Source organism: Streptococcus sp. LQJ-218, from assembly GCF_003428885.1.
Classification (GTDB): domain Bacteria; phylum Bacillota; class Bacilli; order Lactobacillales; family Streptococcaceae; genus Streptococcus.
In genome coordinates this window covers 235,917-257,228 of sequence record NZ_QQRU01000001.1, presented here as the reverse complement: position 1 = coordinate 257,228, position 21,312 = coordinate 235,917, and the positions used below count along the sequence as shown (strand labels likewise).

Here is a 21,312-nt window from a genome sequence, read left to right as displayed (position 1 = left end):
TTAGTTGTTTAATTAAGGTGGGCGAAAATTTTTTAGAACCAAAAAACGCATAATCTCAGGTGTTGAAAAACTTGAAATTATGCGTTTTCTTGTGGGAAGATTTACTCCATTTTCTTCAGGAATTGAGATTTTGCCCATCTCTTTTTATTATATTTAAGGATATTTGAAAGATATATTTTAGAAAAACAATTATGGAGTTCTTAAATACAGAATATATTATAAATGCTGATTCAAAGTGAAGTTTTATATGTTTTTTGATTTTGTTGAGCATAAAATCTATTAACTAAATTCGAACTACAAAAATTAATTTTAGATGAACTAAACTGTAGGCTTTGGAAAGTTCTCTTATTCGATTTCAGAATGAATCGCTGATACAGGATTAAAAGAACTAAGTATTTCTTTTTGTTTTGAATGAGATACGTGAGTATAGATTTGTGTGATTGATATAGAACTGTGTCCAAGAATTTGTTGAATGTATCGAATATCTACATCATTATCTAGAAGCATTGTCGCAAAGCTATGTCTAAACATATGTGGTGTAATAGTTTTAGATAAGCTATTTTGTTCAACGATTCTCTTTATAACTAAACGTACACTTTGCTCTGACAATGGTTTAAGAGAATGTTTCCCTGGAAACAAGAAATCATTTGATTCATTTCTTGTTTTATTTATATATGTTTCTAATAAATTGAATGTTTTTTGATCTCCTAAAAATAGGATACGTTCTTTCTTACCCTTTCCTATAATATGGAGTGTCTTATTGGAAAGATTAATATCTTTGAGATGAATGTGGCAAAGTTCAGAAATTCTGATGCCTGTTGAAAGTAAAAGTGAAATAATTAGTAGATTTCTTTCAGCGTGTTGTTTTTGATAGTCAGTTTTAGATACAATTACTTTCCGTTCTAAATATATAAAAATGCTTTTCAGAATGTCATACGGAATCGTTTTAGGCAATACTTTTTCAGTTCTAAATTGAAAGCGCAATTGATTGAAGGGATTCTCTTCAATTATGTTCTGGTATTTTAGATAGTTATAAAACACCTTCATACAAGCAATTTTTCTTCTTAATGTATTCGTTTTTATGTTAGATCGTGTCAACTGTTCTATATAGGATTCGACATTATCATAGTCTGAGTTATAAAATTGCATAAGATCATTCTTATAAGCGCGAATCGTGTGCGAACTCAAACGCTTATGAGTTTTGCAATAATCTAAGTAAGTAGAAATAAGTTTATAATCCATAAAAATCTCCTTTATCAATAATCATGCTATTATAAACCTATTTAGGTGCTTTGTATAGCGATAATAAATTGTTATCGATAGGAGAAGTCAGTGTATAAAATTAATAAATTTGAAGGTGAAATCTATCAGAAGTTAAATAAAATTCTTGATTCATATAACCAAGAACAGAATAGCGTAATAAATCTTGCTGCATGTATTAGCTATCCATTCACCGAAGTATTAGAGATTCAAAGTTTCCCTCTCGCTACTCTGCCAACAGAGGGAGCTGTTGAAAAACGCTTTTTTCCTCATTGTACTTCATTGGATAATATTGAAATATATTCAGAAGAATTGTGTCTTCAACTTTTTGATTTAAATCCTGGTGATTATAGAGTTAATGTGCAACCACATTCAGGAACTCAGGCTAACCAAATAGTCTATAATTGTGTTTTAGAAAGTGACGATTATATTTTATCGTTATCTCCAAAAGACGGAGGACATATTTCACACACTTATACAGGCAAAGGTACTGTAAAATATTATCACTTAGATCATGATTTAAATATTGATTATATCGAATTAAAGGAATTATTAGATAAATATAAACCTAAATTGATTATTATTGGTGCTTCATCGTATGGAAATGAATTTAATTATCAACAAATTTATGAAATTATAAAAGAGGTTAGCCCCAATACCCTTATTTTAGCGGATATTTGCCATAGTGTTTTATATATTATGGCAAAGCTACATAAGTCGATTTTTCCATATGTCGATTTCGTTACTTTTACAATGGATAAATGTTTACGTGGGCCTCAAGGAGGAGTACTAATGTATCGTTCTATATTTGAAGAAAAAATAACTAATTCAATTTTTCCTAGAACACAGGGAGGTCCTACACAAAATGCATTATTTGCGAAATGTATCTGTTTAATCAAATTATTATCAATAGATATTCAAGATTATGCACAACAGGTTATAAAAAATACTTTATTGTTTATAAAACAATTAAGTAAAGAAGGGGTTGATGTTGTTTATAAAAACTCAAAGACTCATATAATTTTAGTTAATCTACTGAATCTAAACTTGAGTGGTAAGGATGCAGAGAATCTACTTTTTCAACATAAAATATTAGTTAACCGAAATCAAATTCCAAATGATACACACGGACCAATGACGACTTCAGGAATAAGATTAGGAACAATCGGAATTACAAATTTATCCTATACTGATGATGATATTAAAAAATTAGCTAAACTAGTAGCTAATTTATTAAAATATAAACAATATGATTATTCCATATATTTAGATCTCATTCGCAAGTACCATGAACAAATTAATATCTCCAATTAGGAGAAAGACCTATACAGAAATTATATTTTTTGTAAGGAATCAACAGATAGTATTTAGTGAGTCCGTCTTGATAATCATCAATATAAGTTTTTTCACAAACAAAAGGAATATCATCAAATTGTTGTAAATTGTATACTATTTGAAATTTATACCAAGGATCGTCTATGAGTGGAATTTCTTCCTCAAAGTTTCTTAGTGAATTTTGAAATTCTGTAAAAGAGATTCTTTCAGAAATCAATTCAATAATTAATTTGTTTAACTTGAGCATCCTAATATCTAAGGTCAAAGCTTTAGGACATTCTTGAAGTGATTTATTTATAAACTTCAGAGATTGTTGATAATTTTTATTCATCAAAAAAATAATTGATTTATTACAATATGGTTCAAAAATTTCATTTGAATCATATTTTTTTAGTATTTTTATGGCCTTATTTAGATTCTCTAAAGCTATATCATATTCTCCGTCCCAGATATTAACAACACCTAAATTATTATATACTGTTGCAACAGGTATTTGATATTCATTACGTTGAAAATAGTCCAATGCTAGTTTGAGATTTTCGGTAGCTTCTTTAGTTGGGAAATAATGAGCAGAATTTCGTAAAATAATATAATAGAAGTCGTCTTTTTCTACAGAATTCATGCTTTCATTAAGGAGTTTAATTGCCTCTCGATCTTTACCTAAATGACCATAAGCATTTAGCTTGTAGAGTAATGTTCCAGAGCAATTTTCTAACTTTTCCAGTGATTTTAGCGCCTCCTCAAATTCATATTTTTGAATTTGAAATCTAGGATAGTATAGCTGTAAATCTTTTGAATAATTATCTTTTTGAAGACTGTTTAAAATAGCTAAACCTCCATTAAAATCAGAAATCCACTGGTACGAGTTCAACATATAATGTAAGTATTTTTCGGGTAATAATTCTATTAAATGAAGTATCTTCTTACTCAAAGATACAATGTAAAAATATGAATTTTTCCTGTATTCGATTTCAAGTAACTGTTTGATATATTCTACATTTTGCCGCAACTCTTCAATATTACATATATTTATTAAGCAGTGAATTAAATAAGCTAACTCGCCACCAACTCCTATAGATAGGATAGTTTGCTCTAAATATATTTTTAGATTGTTGGTTACTAATTGAAGATCAGAAGCATTTGTGTGATTTAAAATACCATTTACAATTGATTCGTGTGAAATTTTGATTTTATCATTTGTATCACCATTAATATAGACAAAACCTGCATCAATAAGGGATTTTAGAGAATCAGCTACTTCAGTATTTTCGTCTAATATAGATTTAATGTAGTTAAAAACTATATCTTTTTTCATACCAGCAGGAAAAATTGATGATATGATAAGTATATTTTTTTGAATATCTGGAAGTTTGTCATATATATCAGAAATATTAAATAATTCTGAATTTGGATTATCAATAAGTCTGTTAATAATTAATTCAATATCTTTATAATTACCTTGTGTTATCTGCCAGATTTGATTCAATTTGACATTATCAAGTAAAGCAATTTTATTTCTTATTAGTAATTTACACTCATCCTCAGTAAGATACGATAAATTTAATACAGTAGGAGTATAATTGTCCAATGTATCTAGTTTATCAATCGATTTTAACTTATCATTTGTTCGGTTTATAATTGTTAAAGAGATTCCGCTTTGAAGTGTATTAAAGTCATCTTCAAATTTTATTTTTATATCTTCAGATAAAAATTGATAATTATCAATAATAATATTAAGACGGATTTTTTTTGAAACATGACTGAAATATCTTAAATATAAATCATTTTCAAATATTCCCTCCTTTATTTCAGTAATAACTTCTTCCCAAGGATAATCAATTACTTTTTTGTAAGTTGTATCGAACGCAATAAACGATCTGATTAACCTAAGACTATGTTTCAGAGTTAGATTTGTTAGTTTTTGTTTTCTTAAATAATTTGAAAACGAATATTTTTGAGGTATTGATAAGCATAGATTTCTTCTGAATTGTGTTGGGACATACGCTCCTTTTAGTAGATTTTCAAAAAATTTATTACTTTCAAACCCATCATTTATAACATCAATGTAGAGAATAAAGGCTTCTTTATCATGGCTGTAAACTCGTTGACAAACCTCTTTGATTAGCTCGGTTTTACCACTACCACTTAAACCATTAATAATATATAAACTATTTTTATCATTACTAGAAAATTTAAAATGCTGTTTTAATTCTTCTATTTCAGTATCTCGACCGTAATACATAAAACATCTCCTACCGATAACAATTTATTATCACCAGTATACCATAAATTCATCTTTAGTAGCTTGATTTGTATAATGATTTTTTTAGTTAAAAATAGTATGAAAATCTAGTTATCCGTATAAACACTGGACTTATCACACTTTATCAAGGTCGAAACCAATCAATTTACTACTAATTTACTACTTATGAATGAGCTTTGATACGACGATTTACCCTTGAAAAGTGAAGAAACAAAGATACTTCCAATAAAAATTGAATAGGCAAAAGGTGGACACTTCAAAAATGAGGTGTCTATTTTTTTACCCGATTTGAAAGGACGTGATACTACGAAAATAGAAAAACAAGAGAATAAAGGTCGCTCCCCACCGTGAAAGACCATCAAACAAACGAGATTCATTCAACCATAAAAAAGAAAGGATAGGTAAAAATATGGAACTTAAATTTGTGATTCCCAAGATGGAAAAAACATTCGGCAATTTAGAATTTGCTGGCGAGGATAAAGTCGTACAGCGAAGAATCAACGGACATCTAACCGTCTTATCTCGAAGCTATAATCTCTATTCAGACGTTCAAAGAGCAGATGATATTGTGGTCGTACTTCCTGCTGAAGCTGGCGAAAAACATTTCGGCTTTGAGGAACGTGTTAAGTTAGTCAATCCACGTATTACCGCCGAGGGCTATAAAATCGGCACTCGTGGTTTTACAAATTACCTTTTACATGCTGACGACATGGTAAAAGAATAAAGAAAGAGAGGAAAAATGATGAGATTAGCAAATGGTATCGTATTAGATAAAGACACGACTTTTGGAGAATTAAAATTCTCTGCTCTACGTCGTGAAGTGAGAATCCAAAATGAAGACGGTACGGTTTCAGAGGAAATCAAAGAACGTACCTATGACTTAAAATCCAAAGGGCAAGGACGCATGATTCAAGTAAGTATTCCTGCCAGCGTGCCTTTGAAAGAGTTTGAATATAACGCACGGGTGGAACTTATCAATCCCATTGCGGATACTGTCGCTACTGCTACCTTTCAAGGAGCAGATGTTGACTGGTACATCAAGGCAGACGATATTGTGCTGACAAAGGATTCTAATTCCTTTAGAAATCAACAGCCACCTAAGAAAGAACCTGCTACGGACAAATAGCCACGTATCTTCCATTAGAGAGAAAGGAGAAAATCAAACATGAAACAGCGTGTCTTTCGTGGTAAAAGGATTCGTCCGAGTGACAAAGATTTAGTCTTTCATTTTACAGTAGCGTCCTTACTGCCTATTTTACTGCTTGTTGTCGGACTGTTTCATGTGAAGACAATCCAGCAGGTCAACTGGCAGGACTTTAACCTATCACAAGCAGATAAGATTGACATTCCGTATTTAAGTATCAGTTTCAGTGTCGCAATTCTTGTCTGCTTGCTGGTGGCGTTTCTATTCAAACGGTATCGCTATGATACGATTAAACAACTCTACCACCGTCAAAAGCTGGCGAAGATGGTTCTTGAAAATAAGTGGTATGAATCAGAACAGGTCAAAACAGATGGCTTCTTCAAGGATTCCCCCAGTCGTACCAAAGAAAAGATAACCTACTTCCCTAAAATCTATTATCGCCTTAAAAATGGCTTAATACAGATACAAGTGGAAATCACTCTGGGGAAATATCAAGACCAGCTCCTACACTTGGAAAAGAAATTAGAAAGTGGCTTGTACTGTGAGCTGACGGATAAAGAGTTAAAGGATTCCTACGTGGAATATACCTTGCTCTATGATATGATAGCCCGTCGTATTTCTATTGATGAAGTACAAGCTCATGATGGGAAACTTTGCTTAATGAAAAATATGTGGTGGGAATATGACAATCTGCCTCACATGCTCATAGCTGGTGGTACAGGTGGCGGTAAGACCTACTTTATCCTGACACTGATTGAAGCCTTGCTTCATACAGATTCTAAGCTGTATATCTTAGACCCGAAAAATGCAGACTTAGCCGATTTAGGCTCTGTGATGGCAAATGTCCACTACAGAAAAGAAGACTTGCTTTCCTGCATTGATACATTCTATGAAGAAATGATAAAACGCAGTGAGGAAATGAAGCAGATGGAAAATTATAAGACTGGCGAAAATTATGCTTACTTAGAACTTCCAGCACACTTCTTAATCTTTGATGAATATGTCGCTTTCATGGAAATGCTGGGAACAAAAGAAAACACCGCAGTTATAAATAAGTTGAAACAGATTGTCATGTTAGGTCGTCAAGCTGGCTTCTTTCTAATACTGGCTTGTCAGCGTCCAGACGCAAAATATCTAGGCGACGGAATCCGTGACCAGTTTAATTTCAGAGTGGCTTTAGGTCGTATGTCTGAAATGGGCTATGGCATGATGTTTGGCAGTGACGTACAAAAGGATTTCTTCTTAAAGCGAATCAAAGGTCGTGGCTATGTTGATGTAGGAACAAGTGTCATATCAGAGTTTTATACTCCCCTTGTACCAAAAGGACATGACTTTTTAGAGGAAATTAAAAAGTTATCCAACAGCAGACAGGACATAAAAAAGCCATCATCAGAACAACAAGAAATGGAGAAATAAAAGTAATGGATATTAAAAGATTGGAGATATATCATACACCGACTGAAAAATCTGTCATTTGTCTTTGCTTGAATACAGACCAATTCACGGTAGATTGTGAACAATACATCATTGACCGATACAGGCATTTTACCGTCAATCCAAAAGTACGATTCTATTCCAGAATAGATAAGCTGATTGATGAAATTATCCGTGAAGTGAAGAAACCACCGTTCACATTCAGAATGAGGTTAGAGAAGCGACATAGTATTACCAGCAAAAATATTCTATATGAATTTCAGCTTTTTGATAGAAATTCATTCAAAACGGACGGTCTATCAGAAGTGATTGAACAGGAATATTTAAGACCAGAAGTTGATTTGGTAGTGATTTACACTGGCATACAGGGAGAATCAAAGGCAGATACAGACGACAAAGGCAGGTTTTACGGTCTTAAACCGTAAGTTCTGGCTTTGTCGGGCAGGGCTTGCCCTGCCCATTAACCCCCCGTATCTAACAGGGGGGTACAAATCGACAGGAAACAGTCAAAAAAACATTAGAAAATCCTTTGGTTACAAGGGATTTACAAAATTTCAGCGTATGTAAAATGGGCTTTAAAAGTTGACATACGCCTTTTTGATTGGAGGGATTTTTACTGAATGAACAAACTTGGTTACAGCAGTTAAAAGAAAAACGCTTGGCTTATGGACTATCTCAAAATCGTTTAGCGGTTGCGACTGGTATTACAAGGCAGTATCTAAGCGATATTGAAACAGGAAAAGTCAAGCCATCAGAGGATTTACAGCAATCTCTTTTTGAAGCTCTGGAACGCTTCAATCCCGACGCTCCCCTTGAAATGCTCTTTGATTATGTAAGGATTCGCTTTCCCACAACGGACGTACAGCATGTGGTCGAAAACATCTTACAACTGAAACTGTCCTATTTTCTTCATGAGGACTATGGTTTCTATTCTTATTCAGAGCATTATGCTTTAGGCGATATATTCGTTCTCTGCTCCCACGAACTGGACAAAGGAGTTCTGGTGGAATTGAAAGGTCGTGGGTGTCGGCAATTTGAAAGCTATCTTCTGGCTCAACAAAGAAGCTGGTATGAGTTCTTTATGGACGCTTTGGTGGCTGGCGGTGTGATGAAACGCCTTGACCTTGCCATTAACGATAAGACAGGGATTTTGAATATCCCTGTACTCACTGAAAAATGCAGACAGGAAGAATGTATATCCGTCTTCCGCAGTTTCAAAAGCTATCGCAGTGGCGAACTGGTACGCAAAGATGAAAAGGAATGTATGGGAAATACCCTCTATATCGGTTCATTACAGAGTGAAGTTTATTTCTGTATCTATGAAAAGGACTATGAACAGTACAAGAAAAATGATATTCCCATTGAAGACGCAGAAGTAAAAAACCGTTTTGAGATTCGGCTGAAAAATGAGCGTGCCTATTATGCAGTCCGTGATTTACTCGTCTATGACAATCCAGAAAAGACTGCTTTTAAAATTATCAATCGGTATATCCGTTTTGTAGATAAAGACGATTCCAAACCTCGTTCTGATTGGAAGCTGAATGAAGAATGGGCTTGGTTTATTGGGAACAACCGTGAACGATTAAAACTAACCACAAAACCAGAGCCTTACTCTTTCCAGCGGACGCTGAACTGGCTTTCCCATCAAGTCGCACCCACTTTAAAGGTTGCGATTAAACTTGATGAAATCAACCAGACGCAGGTTGTGAAAGACATTCTCGACCATGCGAAACTGACAGACCGGCATGAGCAGATTTTGAAGCAACAGTCGGCAAAAGATAAGGACGTGATAACGACAAAGAAATAACCTAAACACAAATTCATTGAATATAGAGAGGAGAACATTTTTATGAATTTTGGACAAAACCTTTATAACTGGTTTCTATCAAACGCTCAATCACTGGTACTTTTAGCAATCGTTGTGATTGGCTTGTATCTTGGCTTCAAGCGTGAGTTCAGTAAACTCATTGGCTTTCTCATTATTGCGATTATTGCGGTAGGCTTAGTCTTCAACGCTGCTGGAGTAAAAGACATTTTACTAGAGCTATTCAATCGCATTATTGGTGCTTAAATTAAACCGTTATTTTGTGGAATATAAGTGGTTTTCTTATGTTCCGCAAAAGAATGGTACACCAAACGAAGTGCGGTAGGGATTTTTGAATCTCTATAAAGAAAGGACGTGTGAATACATGGACGATATGCAAGTCTACATTGCCAATTTAGGCAAATACAATGAGGGCGAATTAGTTGGTGCATGGTTTACCTTTCCCATTGATTTTGAGGAAGTCAAAGAGAAAATCGGCTTGAATGATGAATATGAGGAATACGCCATTCATGATTACGAGTTACCCTTTACGGTTGACGAATACACTTCTATTAGCGAACTCAATCGCCTATGGGAAATGGTATCGGAGTTGCCAGAAGAACTACAATCGGAGCTATCTGCTCTGCTCACTCATTTTTCAAGTATTGAAGAATTAAGCGAACATCAAGAAGATATTATCATTCATTCCGATTGTGATGATATGTCTGACGTGGCACGCTACTACATTGAAGAAACGGGTGCTTTAGGCGAAGTGCCAGCCAGTCTTCAAAACTATATTGATTATGAATCCTATGGTCGGGATTTAGACCTTTCGGGAACGTTTATCTCAACCAATCACGGGATTTTTGAAATCGTCTATTAAATCTGTCGGTACATTCTTACTGGCAGATTTTCTTGTTTACGGGGTAGTCAAAAGACTATCCCCATTTTTATGAAAGGATTGATTACATGAAGAAAATACGAAGCTATACCAGTATCTGGTCTGTTGAGAAAGTGTTGTACTCCATCAATGACTTTAGACTTCCGTTTCCCATAACCTTTACGCAAATGACATGGTTTGTCGTGTCACTCTTTGCAGTTATGATACTTGGCAACTTGCCCCCTCTTTCTATGATAGAGGGAGCATTTCTCAAATACTTTGGGATTCCTGTGGCTTTCACATGGTTTATGTCTACAAAAACCTTTGATGGTAAAAAGCCTTATGGATTTTTGAAGTCTGTCATTGCTTATGCACTGCGACGAAAACTGACCTATGCAGGAAAAAAAGTAACGCTTGGCAGAAACCAGCCACAAGAAGCCATTACAGCAGTTAGGAGTGAATTTTATGGCATATCCAATTAAATATATTGAAAACAATCTGGTCTGGAATAAAGATGGGGAATGTTACGCTTACTATGAGCTTGTTCCCTACAATTACTCATTTCTAAGTCCGGAACAGAAAATACAAGTACATGATTCTTTCAGACAGCTTATCGCACAAAATCGTGATGGCAAGATTCATGCTTTACAAATCAGTACAGAATCCAGCATACTTTCTGCACAAGAACGTTCCAAAAATGAAGTCACTGGAAAGCTCAAAACGGTTGCCTATGACAAAATCGACCAACAGACAGACGCTTTAATATCCATGATTGGCGAAAATCAAGTGGACTACCGTTTCTTTATCGGTTTTAAGTTGCTTCTCAACGATCAGGAGTTTTCTATGAAAAGTCTTACCGTTGAAGCAAAAAATGCTTTTACTGATTTTGTCTATGATGTGAACCATAAGCTGATGGGCGATTTTGTTAGTATGAGTAATGATGAAATCCTGCGTTTTCAGAAGATGGAAAAGCTTTTAGAAAATAAAATCTCCCGTCGTTTCAAAATCCGAAGATTAGATAAGGACGACTTCGGCTATCTGATTGAACACCTTTACGGACAGACAGGCACTGCCTATGAAGAGTATGAGTATCCTCTATCAAAGAAAAAGCTGGAACATGAAACACTGATTAAAACCTATGACCTCATTAAGCCTACTAGCTGTCTGGTGGAAGAAAAACAGCGATATTTGAAAATCCAGCAGGAAGACGAAACCGCCTATGTAGCTTACTTTACCATCAACAGTATTGTCGGCGAACTGGACTTCCCGTCCTCTGAAATCTTCTACTACCAGCAACAGCAATTTACCTTTCCGATTGATACGTCAATGAATGTGGAAATTGTAGCGAATCGTAAAGCCCTATCTACTGTCCGCAATAAAAAGAAAGAACTGAAAGACTTGGATAACCACGCATGGCAAAGTGATAATGAAACCAGCTCTAATGTGGCGGAAGCTCTGGAAAGTGTGAACGAGCTGGAAACCAATTTAGACCAAAGCAAGGAATCTATGTATAAGCTGTCCTATGTTGTAAGGGTATCAGCAAATGACCTTGACGAACTTAAACGTCGTTGTAATGAAGTGAAAGATTTCTATGATGATTTGAGCGTGAAACTGGTACGACCTTTTGGGGATATGCTGGGCTTACATGAAGAATTTTTACCTGCCAGCAAAAGATATATGAATGACTATATTCAATACGTGACCTCTGATTTCCTCGCTGGTTTAGGTTTTGGTGCTACTCAAATGCTGGGTGAAAATGAGGGGATTTATGTTGGCTACAGCTTAGATACTGGACGCAATGTCTATCTGAAACCTGCTCTTGCCAGTCAAGGGGTTAAGGGTTCAGTAACCAATGCGTTAGCGTCTGCCTTTGTCGGTTCGCTGGGTGGTGGTAAATCCTTTGCGAATAACCTTATCGTCTATTATGCAGTGCTTTATGGGGCACAAGCAGTGATTGTAGACCCAAAAGCAGAACGTGGCAGATGGAAAGAAACCTTGCCAGAGATTTCCCATGAAATCAATATCGTCAATCTGACTTCTGATGAGAAAAACAAAGGCTTACTTGACCCTTATGTAATTATGAAAAATACCAAAGATTCTGAATCACTGGCTATTGATATTTTGACATTCCTTACGGGGATTTCCTCTCGTGATGGGGAACGCTTCCCAATCCTTAGAAAAGCCATTCGTGCAGTAACCAATAGTGAAGTGCGAGGGTTGATGAAAGTGATTGAAGAATTACGGGTTGAGAATACGCCACTAAGTACCAGCATAGCCGACCATATCGAAAGTTTTACAGACTATGACTTTGCCCATCTGCTTTTTAGTGATGGTTATGTAGAGCAGTCTATCAGCCTTGAAAAACAACTGAACATTATACAGGTTGCCGACTTGGTACTTCCTGACAAGGAAACTTCCTTTGAGGAATATACCACAATGGAGTTACTATCGGTAGCAATGCTGATTGTCATTAGTACCTTTGCGTTGGACTTTATCCATACAGACCGAAGTATTTTCAAGATTGTAGACTTAGACGAAGCATGGAGCTTCTTACAGGTGGCACAAGGGAAAACACTATCTATGAAGCTGGTTCGTGCTGGTCGTGCTATGAACGCTGGGGTATATTTCGTGACCCAAAATACAGATGACCTCTTAGATGAAAAACTGAAAAATAACCTCGGCTTAAAATTTGCCTTTCGTTCCACTGACCTTAACGAGATTAAAAAAACCCTTGCCTTTTTTGGTGTAGACCCAGAGGACGAAAACAATCAGAAGCGATTGCGTGATTTGGAAAACGGGCAATGCCTTATCAGTGATTTATATGGTCGTGTCGGTGTGATACAGTTCCACCCTGTATTTGAAGAACTGCTCCATGCCTTTGATACCAGACCACCTGTGCGAAAAGAGGTGTAAATGTGAAACCATCAATATTAAACAGAATAAAATCAAACTGGACGCTGAAACGTCTAGGTAAAGTGGCAATGACAGTGGCTTTCACACTTGTGATTGCCATTTTTCTTTTAGCCATGCTGGGAACGGTGGTTCAAGCTGCGGGCTTGGTAGATGATACGGTCAATGTGGCAAATGAATACAGCCGATACCCACTTGAAAACTATCAACTGGATTTTTATGTGGATAATAGCTGGGGCTGGCTACCGTGGAACTGGTCGGACGGAATTGGAAAACAAGTCATGTATGGACTATATGCCATTACCAATTTTATTTGGACAATCAGTCTTTATGTTTCCAATGCGACGGGTTACTTAGTACAGGAAGCCTATTCCTTAGACTTCATTTCCGCTACAGCAGATTCCATTGGCAAGAATATGCAGACCCTTGCAGGGGTTACGCCTAGTGGACTATCAACAGAGGGTTTCTATGTTGGATTCCTTTTACTCTTGATTTTGGTTCTTGGGGTTTATGTTGCCTATACAGGACTGATAAAGAGAGAAACCACAAAGGCAATTCATGCCCTCATGAATTTTGTGCTGGTTTTTATCCTATCGGCTTCCTTTATTGCCTATGCTCCCGATTATATTAAGAAAATCAATGACTTTTCATCAGACATCAGCAACGCTAGTTTGTCACTGGGTACAAAAATTGTCATGCCCCATTCAGATAGTCAAGGCAAGGACAGTGTGGACTTGATACGTGACAGCCTATTTTCCATACAGGTTCAGCAACCGTGGCTACTGCTTCAATATAACAGTTCAGACATTGAAAGTATTGGTATTGACCGTGTGGAAAGCCTGCTCTCAACCAGTCCAGATTCCAACAATGGGGAAGACAGAGAAAAAATTGTTGCGGAAGAAATTGAAGATAGAAGCAATACCAATATGACGATTACAAAGACGATTAACCGTTTAGGTACAGTCTTCTTCCTATTTGTCTTCAATATTGGGATTTCCATATTTGTATTCCTATTAACAGGAATCATGATTTTCTCGCAGGTACTTTTTATCATCTATGCTATGTTTCTGCCTGTGAGCTTTATTTTAAGCATGATTCCATCATTTGATGGTATGTCAAAACGAGCCATAACAAAGCTCTTTAATACCATTTTGACACGAGCTGGAATCACATTGATTATTACGACAGCATTTAGTATTTCAACCATGCTCTATACCTTATCGGCTGGTTATCCGTTCTTTTTGATTGCTTTTCTACAGATTGTGACCTTTGCAGGAATCTACTTTAAGCTGGGCGATTTAATGAGTATGTTTTCTCTACAGAGTAACGATTCTCAAAGTGTGGGAAGTCGTATGATGAGAAAACCTCGTATGCTTATGCACGCTCACATGCACCGTCTACAGCGGAAACTTGGACGCTCCGTGACTGCTTTAGGGGCTGGGTCTGCCATTGCCAGTGCTACGGGTAAAAAAGGACAGTCGGGTTCGGGAAGTTCTGCGAGTACACAAGCAGATCACTCTCGACCAAACGGGCAGGAAAAATCAACACTAGGAAAGCGTATCGGTCAAACCATCGGTACAGTAGCTGATACCAAAGACAGAATGGTAGATACTGCTGGTAATTTGAAAGAACAGGTTAAGGATTTGCCGACCAATGCAAGATATGCAGTATATCAAGGAAAATCTAAAGTGACGGATAATGTCCATGATTTAACCAGAAGTATTTCTCAAACCAAAGCGGATAAAGCCAGTGGACGCAAGAAACAGCAGGAACAAAGACGGAAAACCATTGCGGAGCGTCGCTCTGAAATGGAACAGGTCAAACAGAAAAAACAGCCAGCTTCTTCCGTTCATGAAAGACCAGCCACTAAGCAAGAACAATCTCATGATGGACAGACTTCAAGGCAAACAACTGTACAGGCTTCCTATAGGGAATCTCAACAAGCCAAACAAGAGCGTCCAACAGTTAAGTCCGATTCTTCAAGTTTAAAAACGGAACGTCAAAGTAATACAGTTCAAGAAAGAACGGTTCAAAAGCCAGTAACTTCAACTGCACCAACAGATAGAGCTTCACAACGTTCAATCACAAAAGAACGTCAGTCTACTGTTCAAAGAGTACCACTACAAAATACAAAAAGTAGACCACCAATCAAAACCGCCACCATTAAGAAAGGCAGTAAGAAACCATGAAGCTGAAAACTTTAGTGATTGGTGGTTCGGGATTATTCTTGATGGTCTTCTCACTGCTTCTGTTTGTCGCCATTTTATTTTCAGATGAACAAGATGGCGGTTTTTCCAACATTCACTATGGCGGTGTGGATGTTTCCGCAGAAGTGCTGGCTCATAAGCCTATGGTAGAAAAAGTTGCCAAAGAATATGGAATTGAAGAATACGTCAATATACTTCTTGCGATTATACAGGTGGAATCGGGTGGTACAGCAGAAGATGTTATGCAGTCCTCGGAATCCCTCGGTCTTCCACCTAATTCATTGAGTACAGAAGAATCCATTAAGCAAGGTGTGAAGTATTTCAGTGAGTTATTAGCCAGTAGCGAAAGGCTTGGTGTAGATTTAGAATCGGTTATCCAGTCCTACAATTATGGTGGTGGTTTCTTAGGATATGTGGCTAATCGTGGGAATAAATATACCTTTGAACTGGCTCAAAGTTTCTCAAAAGAGTATTCGGGTGACGAAAAAGTGTCTTACCCCAATCCCATAGCCATACCTATCAATGGGGGCTGGCGATACAATTACGGGAATATGTTTTATGTGCAACTGGTAACGCAGTATCTTGTCACAACAGAGTTTAATGATGATACAGTACAAGCCATCATGGACGAAGCTCTGAAATTTGAAGGCTGGAAGTATGTCTATGGCGGAGCTTCCCCGACTACCTCTTTTGATTGTAGCGGACTGACACAATGGACGTATGGAAAAGCTGGAATCAACTTACCACGAACAGCACAACAGCAATATGATGTAACCCGGCATATCCCATTATTGGAAGCAAAAGCCGGCGATTTGGTTTTCTTTCATTCTACCTATAACGCTGGCTCTTATATTACTCATATCGGGATTTATTTAGGCGATAACCGTATGTTTCATGCAGGCGACCCTATCGGTTATGCCGACTTAACAAGCTCTTACTGGCAACAGCATTTAGTGGGAGCAGGACGAATCAAACAATAAGAAAGGACGATTCAATGATGAAATTCGGAAAAAATCAGAATACAGAAAAACAGACACCAAAGGAAAAGAAACCTCGTGTCTATAAGGTCAATCCTCGTAAAAAGGTTGTGATTGTCCTATGGGTACTTTTAGGACTTAGTTTCAGCTTTGCGATATTCAAGCACTTTACAGCCATTGATACCCATACCATTCATGAAACCACCATCATAGAAAAGGAATATGTCGATACTCATCATGTGGAAAATTTTGTAGAGAACTTTGCGAAAGTCTACTATTCATGGGAACTAAACGACAAGTCCATTGATAATCGCATAGAAAACCTGAAAGCATATCTGACAGAGGAACTTCAAGCTCTGAATGTCGATACAGTTCGTAAAGATATTCCTGTATCGTCTTCTGTAAAAGGATTTCAGATATGGACGGTAGAAGCAGATGGCGACAATCAATTTGATGTAACCTACAGTGTAGACCAACTCATTACAGAGGGGGAAAATACAAAGACCGTCCACTCTGCTTATATAGTGAGTGTCTATGTAGACAGTACTGGAAATATGGTCCTCATTAAGAATCCGACCATTACTAGCATACCAAAGAAATCAGACTATAAACCAAAAGCTATTGAAAGTGAGGGTACGGTTGATTCCATTACAACCAATGAAATCAATGAGTTTTTAACGACGTTCTTCAAGCTCTATCCTACAGCGACAGCCAGTGAACTTTCCTACTATGTGAATGACGGGATATTAAAACCAATCGGAAAAGAGTACATCTTTCAAGAACTGGTAAATCCTATTCACAATCGTAAGGATAATCAAGTCACGGTATCGCTGACAGTGGAGTATATCGACCAGCAGACCAAAGCAACGCAGGTATCTCAATTTGATTTGGTACTTGAAAAGAACGGGAGTAATTGGAAGATTATAGAATAACAAATATTGGTACATTATTACAGCTATTTTGTAATCACGTACTCTCTTTGATAAAAAATTGGAGATTCCTTTACAAATATGCTCTTACGTGCTATAATTTAAGTATCTATTTAAAAGGAGTTAATAAATATGCGGCAAGGTATTCTTAAATAAACTGTCAATTTGATAGTGGGAACAAATAATTGGATGTCCTTTTTTAGGAGGGCTTAGTTTTTTGTACCCAGTTTAAGAATACCTTTATCATGTGATTCTAAAGTATCCGGAGAATATCTGTATGCTTTGTATGCCTATGGTTATGCATAAAAATCCCAGTGATAAAAGTATTTATCACTGGGATTTTTATGCCCTTTTGGGTTTTTGAATGGAGGAAAATCACATGAAAATTATTAATATTGGAGTTTTAGCTCATGTTGATGCAGGAAAAACTACCTTAACAGAAAGCTTATTATATAACAGTGGAGCGATTACAGAATTAGGAAGCGTGGACAAAGGTACAACGAGGACGGATAATACGCTTTTAGAACGTCAGAGAGGAATTACAATTCAGACAGGAATAACCTCTTTTCAGTGGGAAAATACGAAGGTGAACATCATAGACACGCCAGGACATATGGATTTCTTAGCAGAAGTATATCGTTCATTATCAGTTTTAGATGGGGCAATTCTACTGATTTCTGCAAAAGATGGCGTACAAGCACAAACTCGTATATTATTTCATGCACTTAGGAAAATGGGGATTCCCACAATCTTTTTTATCAATAAGATTGACCAAAATGGAATTGATTTATCAACGGTTTATCAGGATATTAAAGAGAAACTTTCTGCCGAAATTGTAATCAAACAGAAGGTAGAACTGTATCCTAATATGTGTGTGACGAACTTTACCGAATCTGAACAATGGGATACGGTAATAGAGGGAAACGATGACCTTTTAGAGAAATATATGTCCGGTAAATCATTAGAAGCATTGGAACTCGAACAAGAGGAAAGCATAAGATTTCAGAATTGTTCTCTGTTCCCTGTTTATCACGGAAGTGCAAAAAACAATATAGGGATTGATAACCTTATAGAAGTGATTACGAATAAATTTTATTCATCAACACATCGAGGTCAGTCTGAACTTTGCGGAAAAGTTTTCAAAATTGAGTATTCGGAAAAAAGACAGCGTCTTGCATATATACGTCTTTATAGTGGCGTACTGCATTTGCGAGATTCGGTTAGAATATCGGAAAAGGAAAAAATAAAAATTACAGAAATGTATACTTCAATAAATGGTGAATTATGTAAAATTGATAAGGCTTATTCCGGGGAAATTGTTATTTTGCAGAATGAGTTTTTGAAGTTAAATAGTGTTCTTGGAGATACAAAGCTATTGCCACAGAGAGAGAGAGAATTGAAAATCCCCTCCCTCTGCTGCAAACGACTGTTGAACCGAGCAAACCTCAACAAAGGGAAATGTTACTTGATGCACTTTTAGAAATCTCCGACAGTGACCCGCTTCTGCGATATTATGTGGATTCTGCGACACATGAAATCATACTTTCTTTCTTAGGGAAAGTACAAATGGAAGTGACTTGTGCTCTGCTGCAAGAAAAGTATCATGTGGAGATAGAAATAAAAGAGCCTACAGTCATTTATATGGAAAGACCGTTAAAAAAAGCAGAGTATACCATTCACATCGAAGTTCCACCGAATCCTTTCTGGGCTTCCATTGGTCTATCTGTAGCACAGCTTCCATTAGGGAGCGGAGTACAGTATGAGAGCTCGGTTTCTCTTGGATACTTAAATCAATCGTTTCAAAATGCAGTTATGGAGGGGATACGCTATGGCTGTGAACAAGGATTGTATGGTTGGAATGTGACGGACTGTAAAATCTGTTTTAAGTATGGCTTATACTATAGCCCTGTTAGTACCCCAGCAGATTTTCGGATGCTTGCTCCTATTGTATTGGAACAAGTCTTAAAAAAAGCTGGAACAGAATTGTTAGAGCCATATCTTAGTTTTAAAATTTATGCGCCACAGGAATATCTTTCACGAGCATACAACGATGCTCCTAAATATTGTGCGAACATCGTAGACACTCAATTGAAAAATAATGAGGTCATTCTTAGTGGAGAAATCCCTGCTCGGTGTATTCAAGAATATCGTAGTGATTTAACTTTCTTTACAAATGGACGTAGTGTTTGTTTAACAGAGTTAAAAGGGTACCATGTTACTACCGGTGAACCTGTTTGCCAGCCCCGTCGTCCAAATAGTCGGATAGATAAAGTACGATATATGTTCAATAAAATAACTTAGTGTATTTTATGTTGTTATATAAATATGGTTTCTTGTTAAATAAGATGAAATATTCTTTAATAAAGATTTGAATTAAAGTGTAAAGGAGGAGATAGTTATTATAAACTACAAGTGGATATTGTGTCCTGTATGTGGAAATAAAACACGATTAAAGATAAGGGAAGATACTGAATTAAAAAAATTCCCCCTCTATTGTCCGAAATGCAGACAAGAAAATTTAATTGAAATAAAGCAGTTCAAAGTAACTGTGATTACAGAGCCAGACGCAAAGACGCAGAGCCGATAAAATGAGATTAATACAATCTCATTTTATCGGCTCTTTCCGTTATGTATGGATTCTTTTAATTAGTCTTCGATGTTTCTTGCTTCGTTGATACCGCTGGCTAAAGATTCCATTAAGGATAGTTCTTTGTCTGTAAAGCTATCCATGTATTTCTCTATCTGTAATCGTCGGGTGCTTTTTACCAAGTTATTAGCAGGTAAGAAAAATTCATCAACGGAAACATGAAGTAACGATACAAGGTCATAAAGAACTTGTATGCTGGGGTGTTGCCCCTTATTTTCAATATTAGTTAAGTAACGTGGGTCAATTTCAATCAATGCTCCCACTTGTTCACGAGTTAAACCTCGTTTCAATCGAGCTTCTTTAATGGCTAAACCAAAGGCTCTAAAATCATATTTATCTTCTTTTTTACGCATAGTAGACCACCTCTATACATTTTACTGTTCCTATTGAATTAGAAACAGGTATAGAAAAACATGTTATATAGTTTATAGGTTCATATTTAATAAAAAGCACTACTAAACGCCAATAAAAAAAACCGTTATATGGTAGTGCTATTTATGCTGTTAAAATATTGTATCTTACTTCCAAATGGCGGTTTGTTGGAGGTCAAAGTCGCCATGAAGTATATCACATACAATCAAGTTCCCCACATTGAGTATTTATCAAAAAAAGTCGTCTATCTGCAATAGATAAGTACGTCCACCAATGTGGTTTTATAAATCATATAGATAGAAAAATAAAAGCATGTAAACAGAGAAATCAATCTGTTTGTGTGCTTTTTTGGTTATTCAGAACTTTTTTACAAAGTTTATTCATCAGTAATGCAACAAATCCCCCTTTCACATTGGGACTAAGAGTGAAAGGAGATAAAAGAGCAAGGCTCACTTCCTTTCCTAGACAGAAAGGGGGTGAGAAACATGAAACCATCTTTTTTTCAGACCACAATAGAAAATCAGTTTGACTATATCTGTAAACGTGCTATGGAAGACGAGCGAAAGAATTATCTGCTTTATCTTTCAAGGATCGCAAAGCGTGAAGTGTCCTTTTCTGATGTTGGCGATTATCTTGTTAGCCAGTTTGCGACAACAGATAACTATTCAACTGACTTTCAGATTTTTACACTCAATGGAATATCAGTTGGTGTTGAAAATGATTTATTGAGTGAAGCATTACGTGAGTTGCCAGACAAGAAACGTGAAATTCTACTGCTGTTTTACTTTATGGACATGAGCGATTCAGAAATTGCAGACCTGTTGAAATTGAACCGTTCTACTGTCTATCGGCATAGAACCAGTGGACTAGCCTTAATCAAAAAGTTTATGGAGGAATTTGAAGAATGAAAACACAATATCCTATGATTCCCTTTCCTCTCATTGTAAAGGCAACAGATGGCGATACAGAAGCGATTAACCAGATTCTACATCATTACAGAGGGTACATAACGAAACGTTCCCTACGACTTATGAAAGATGAATATGGCAATCAAAGTATGGTCGTTGATGAAGTCTTACGTGGAAGAATGGAAACCAGACTGATTACAAAGATTCTGTCATTTGAAATTAAGTAATAACCTCTCTCTTTT

General features: G+C 36.4%; 22 protein-coding genes and 1 pseudogene. 20 read left to right on the top strand and 3 right to left on the bottom strand.

The genetic code is table 11. The features are described 5' to 3' along the window. Positions 1–345 precede the first annotated feature (345 nt). Positions 346–1,242: a tyrosine-type recombinase/integrase gene (locus D2908_RS01340; RefSeq protein WP_050088029.1), complete on the bottom strand. Its 897-nt coding sequence runs from the start codon at positions 1,240–1,242 to the stop codon at positions 346–348. A gap of 90 nt (positions 1,243–1,332) precedes the next feature. Here D2908_RS01340 and D2908_RS01335 point away from each other — a divergent pair, with 90 nt between their 5' ends. Continuing rightward, positions 1,333–2,574 carry an aminotransferase class I/II-fold pyridoxal phosphate-dependent enzyme gene (locus D2908_RS01335; RefSeq protein WP_050088028.1) on the top strand — a complete coding sequence of 414 codons (1,242 nt, stop codon included), beginning with the start codon at positions 1,333–1,335 and terminating at the stop codon, positions 2,572–2,574. Here the strand turns inward: D2908_RS01335 and D2908_RS01330 are convergent. Next, positions 2,558–4,837, bottom strand: a complete 2,280-nt coding sequence (locus tag D2908_RS01330; protein ID WP_050088027.1) for a tetratricopeptide repeat protein — start codon at positions 4,835–4,837, stop codon at positions 2,558–2,560. The two genes, D2908_RS01335 and D2908_RS01330, sit on opposite strands and share 17 nt — an antisense overlap. Before the next feature lie 430 nt (positions 4,838–5,267). On the opposite strand from D2908_RS01330, the gene D2908_RS01325 reads away from it, so the two are divergent. The 16 genes and pseudogenes from D2908_RS01325 (at position 5,268) to D2908_RS01250 (ending at position 19,730) form a co-directional block, all read left to right on the top strand. Beyond that, positions 5,268–5,582, top strand: a complete 315-nt coding sequence (locus D2908_RS01325) for a YdcP family protein (RefSeq protein ID WP_000420680.1) — start codon at positions 5,268–5,270, stop codon at positions 5,580–5,582. Between the two features lie 15 nt (positions 5,583–5,597). Continuing rightward, positions 5,598–5,984, top strand: a complete 387-nt coding sequence (locus D2908_RS01320) for a DUF961 family protein (protein ID WP_000985016.1) — start codon at positions 5,598–5,600, stop codon at positions 5,982–5,984. Positions 5,985–6,023: 39 nt separating this feature from the next. Beyond that, the gene (locus D2908_RS01315; protein ID WP_117304282.1) at positions 6,024–7,418 is read left to right on the top strand and encodes an FtsK/SpoIIIE domain-containing protein; all 1,395 of its coding nucleotides are present in this window, start codon (positions 6,024–6,026) and stop codon (positions 7,416–7,418) included. A gap of 5 nt (positions 7,419–7,423) precedes the next feature. Next, positions 7,424–7,861, top strand: coding sequence for a hypothetical protein (locus D2908_RS01310; protein WP_015646595.1), 438 nt, complete (start codon positions 7,424–7,426; stop codon positions 7,859–7,861). Positions 7,862–7,889: 28 nt separating this feature from the next. Continuing rightward, positions 7,890–8,003 carry a conjugal transfer protein gene (locus D2908_RS01305; RefSeq protein ID WP_078102635.1) on the top strand — a complete coding sequence of 38 codons (114 nt, stop codon included), beginning with the start codon at positions 7,890–7,892 and terminating at the stop codon, positions 8,001–8,003. A 34-nt stretch (positions 8,004–8,037) separates the two neighbouring features. Then, a complete protein-coding gene (mobT, locus tag D2908_RS01300; protein WP_015646596.1) occupies positions 8,038–9,243 on the top strand; it encodes a MobT family relaxase in 1,206 nt (401 codons plus the stop codon). 42 nt (positions 9,244–9,285) lie between these two features. Then, positions 9,286–9,507, top strand: coding sequence for a hypothetical protein (locus D2908_RS01295; RefSeq protein ID WP_001009056.1), 222 nt, complete (start codon positions 9,286–9,288; stop codon positions 9,505–9,507). 118 nt (positions 9,508–9,625) lie between these two features. Next, entirely contained in the window at positions 9,626–10,123 is a 498-nt protein-coding gene (locus tag D2908_RS01290) for an antirestriction protein ArdA (protein ID WP_002345010.1), read from the top strand. An 86-nt stretch (positions 10,124–10,209) separates the two neighbouring features. Further along, positions 10,210–10,602 (top strand): conjugal transfer protein, encoded by a 393-nt coding sequence (locus tag D2908_RS01285; protein ID WP_002345009.1) that lies wholly within the window; start codon positions 10,210–10,212, stop codon positions 10,600–10,602. After that, entirely contained in the window at positions 10,586–13,033 is a 2,448-nt protein-coding gene (locus tag D2908_RS01280; protein ID WP_117304280.1) for an ATP-binding protein, read from the top strand. The genes D2908_RS01285 and D2908_RS01280 overlap by 17 nt, the downstream gene beginning before the upstream one ends. A 2-nt stretch (positions 13,034–13,035) precedes the next feature. Continuing rightward, positions 13,036–15,219: a membrane protein gene (locus D2908_RS01275; RefSeq protein ID WP_002345008.1), complete on the top strand. Its 2,184-nt coding sequence runs from the start codon at positions 13,036–13,038 to the stop codon at positions 15,217–15,219. Then, positions 15,216–16,217, top strand: coding sequence for a bifunctional lysozyme/C40 family peptidase (locus tag D2908_RS01270; protein WP_020224359.1), 1,002 nt, complete (start codon positions 15,216–15,218; stop codon positions 16,215–16,217). The genes D2908_RS01275 and D2908_RS01270 overlap by 4 nt, the downstream gene beginning before the upstream one ends. Before the next feature lie 14 nt (positions 16,218–16,231). Next, on the top strand, positions 16,232–17,146 hold the full coding sequence (locus tag D2908_RS01265; RefSeq protein ID WP_033705454.1) for a conjugal transfer protein: 915 nt from the start codon (positions 16,232–16,234) through the stop codon (positions 17,144–17,146). Between the two features lie 244 nt (positions 17,147–17,390). Continuing rightward, positions 17,391–17,507 (top strand): tetracycline resistance determinant leader peptide, encoded by a 117-nt coding sequence (locus tag D2908_RS01260; RefSeq protein ID WP_001814923.1) that lies wholly within the window; start codon positions 17,391–17,393, stop codon positions 17,505–17,507. Positions 17,508–17,522: 15 nt separating this feature from the next. Beyond that, a pseudogene (tet(M), locus tag D2908_RS01255) lies at positions 17,523–19,444 on the top strand (tetracycline resistance ribosomal protection protein Tet(M)). 118 nt (positions 19,445–19,562) lie between these two features. Then, on the top strand, positions 19,563–19,730 hold the full coding sequence (locus D2908_RS01250) for a cysteine-rich KTR domain-containing protein (protein ID WP_000336323.1): 168 nt from the start codon (positions 19,563–19,565) through the stop codon (positions 19,728–19,730). A gap of 59 nt (positions 19,731–19,789) precedes the next feature. Here the strand turns inward: D2908_RS01250 and D2908_RS01245 are convergent, their stop codons facing one another. Then, the gene (locus D2908_RS01245; RefSeq protein WP_001227347.1) at positions 19,790–20,143 is read right to left on the bottom strand and encodes a helix-turn-helix transcriptional regulator; all 354 of its coding nucleotides are present in this window, start codon (positions 20,141–20,143) and stop codon (positions 19,790–19,792) included. 144 nt (positions 20,144–20,287) lie between these two features. Here D2908_RS01245 and D2908_RS10220 point away from each other — a divergent pair, with 144 nt between their 5' ends. From D2908_RS10220 to D2908_RS01235, 3 genes are all read left to right on the top strand, one after another. Beyond that, positions 20,288–20,419, top strand: a complete 132-nt coding sequence (locus D2908_RS10220) for a hypothetical protein (RefSeq protein ID WP_004249786.1) — start codon at positions 20,288–20,290, stop codon at positions 20,417–20,419. 228 nt (positions 20,420–20,647) lie between these two features. Beyond that, positions 20,648–21,070, top strand: a complete 423-nt coding sequence (locus D2908_RS01240; RefSeq protein WP_000804599.1) for a sigma-70 family RNA polymerase sigma factor — start codon at positions 20,648–20,650, stop codon at positions 21,068–21,070. Beyond that, on the top strand, positions 21,067–21,297 hold the full coding sequence (locus tag D2908_RS01235) for a helix-turn-helix domain-containing protein (RefSeq protein WP_000857133.1): 231 nt from the start codon (positions 21,067–21,069) through the stop codon (positions 21,295–21,297). Before D2908_RS01240 ends, D2908_RS01235 begins: the two co-directional genes overlap by 4 nt. The last annotated feature ends 15 nt before the right edge of the window (positions 21,298–21,312 follow it).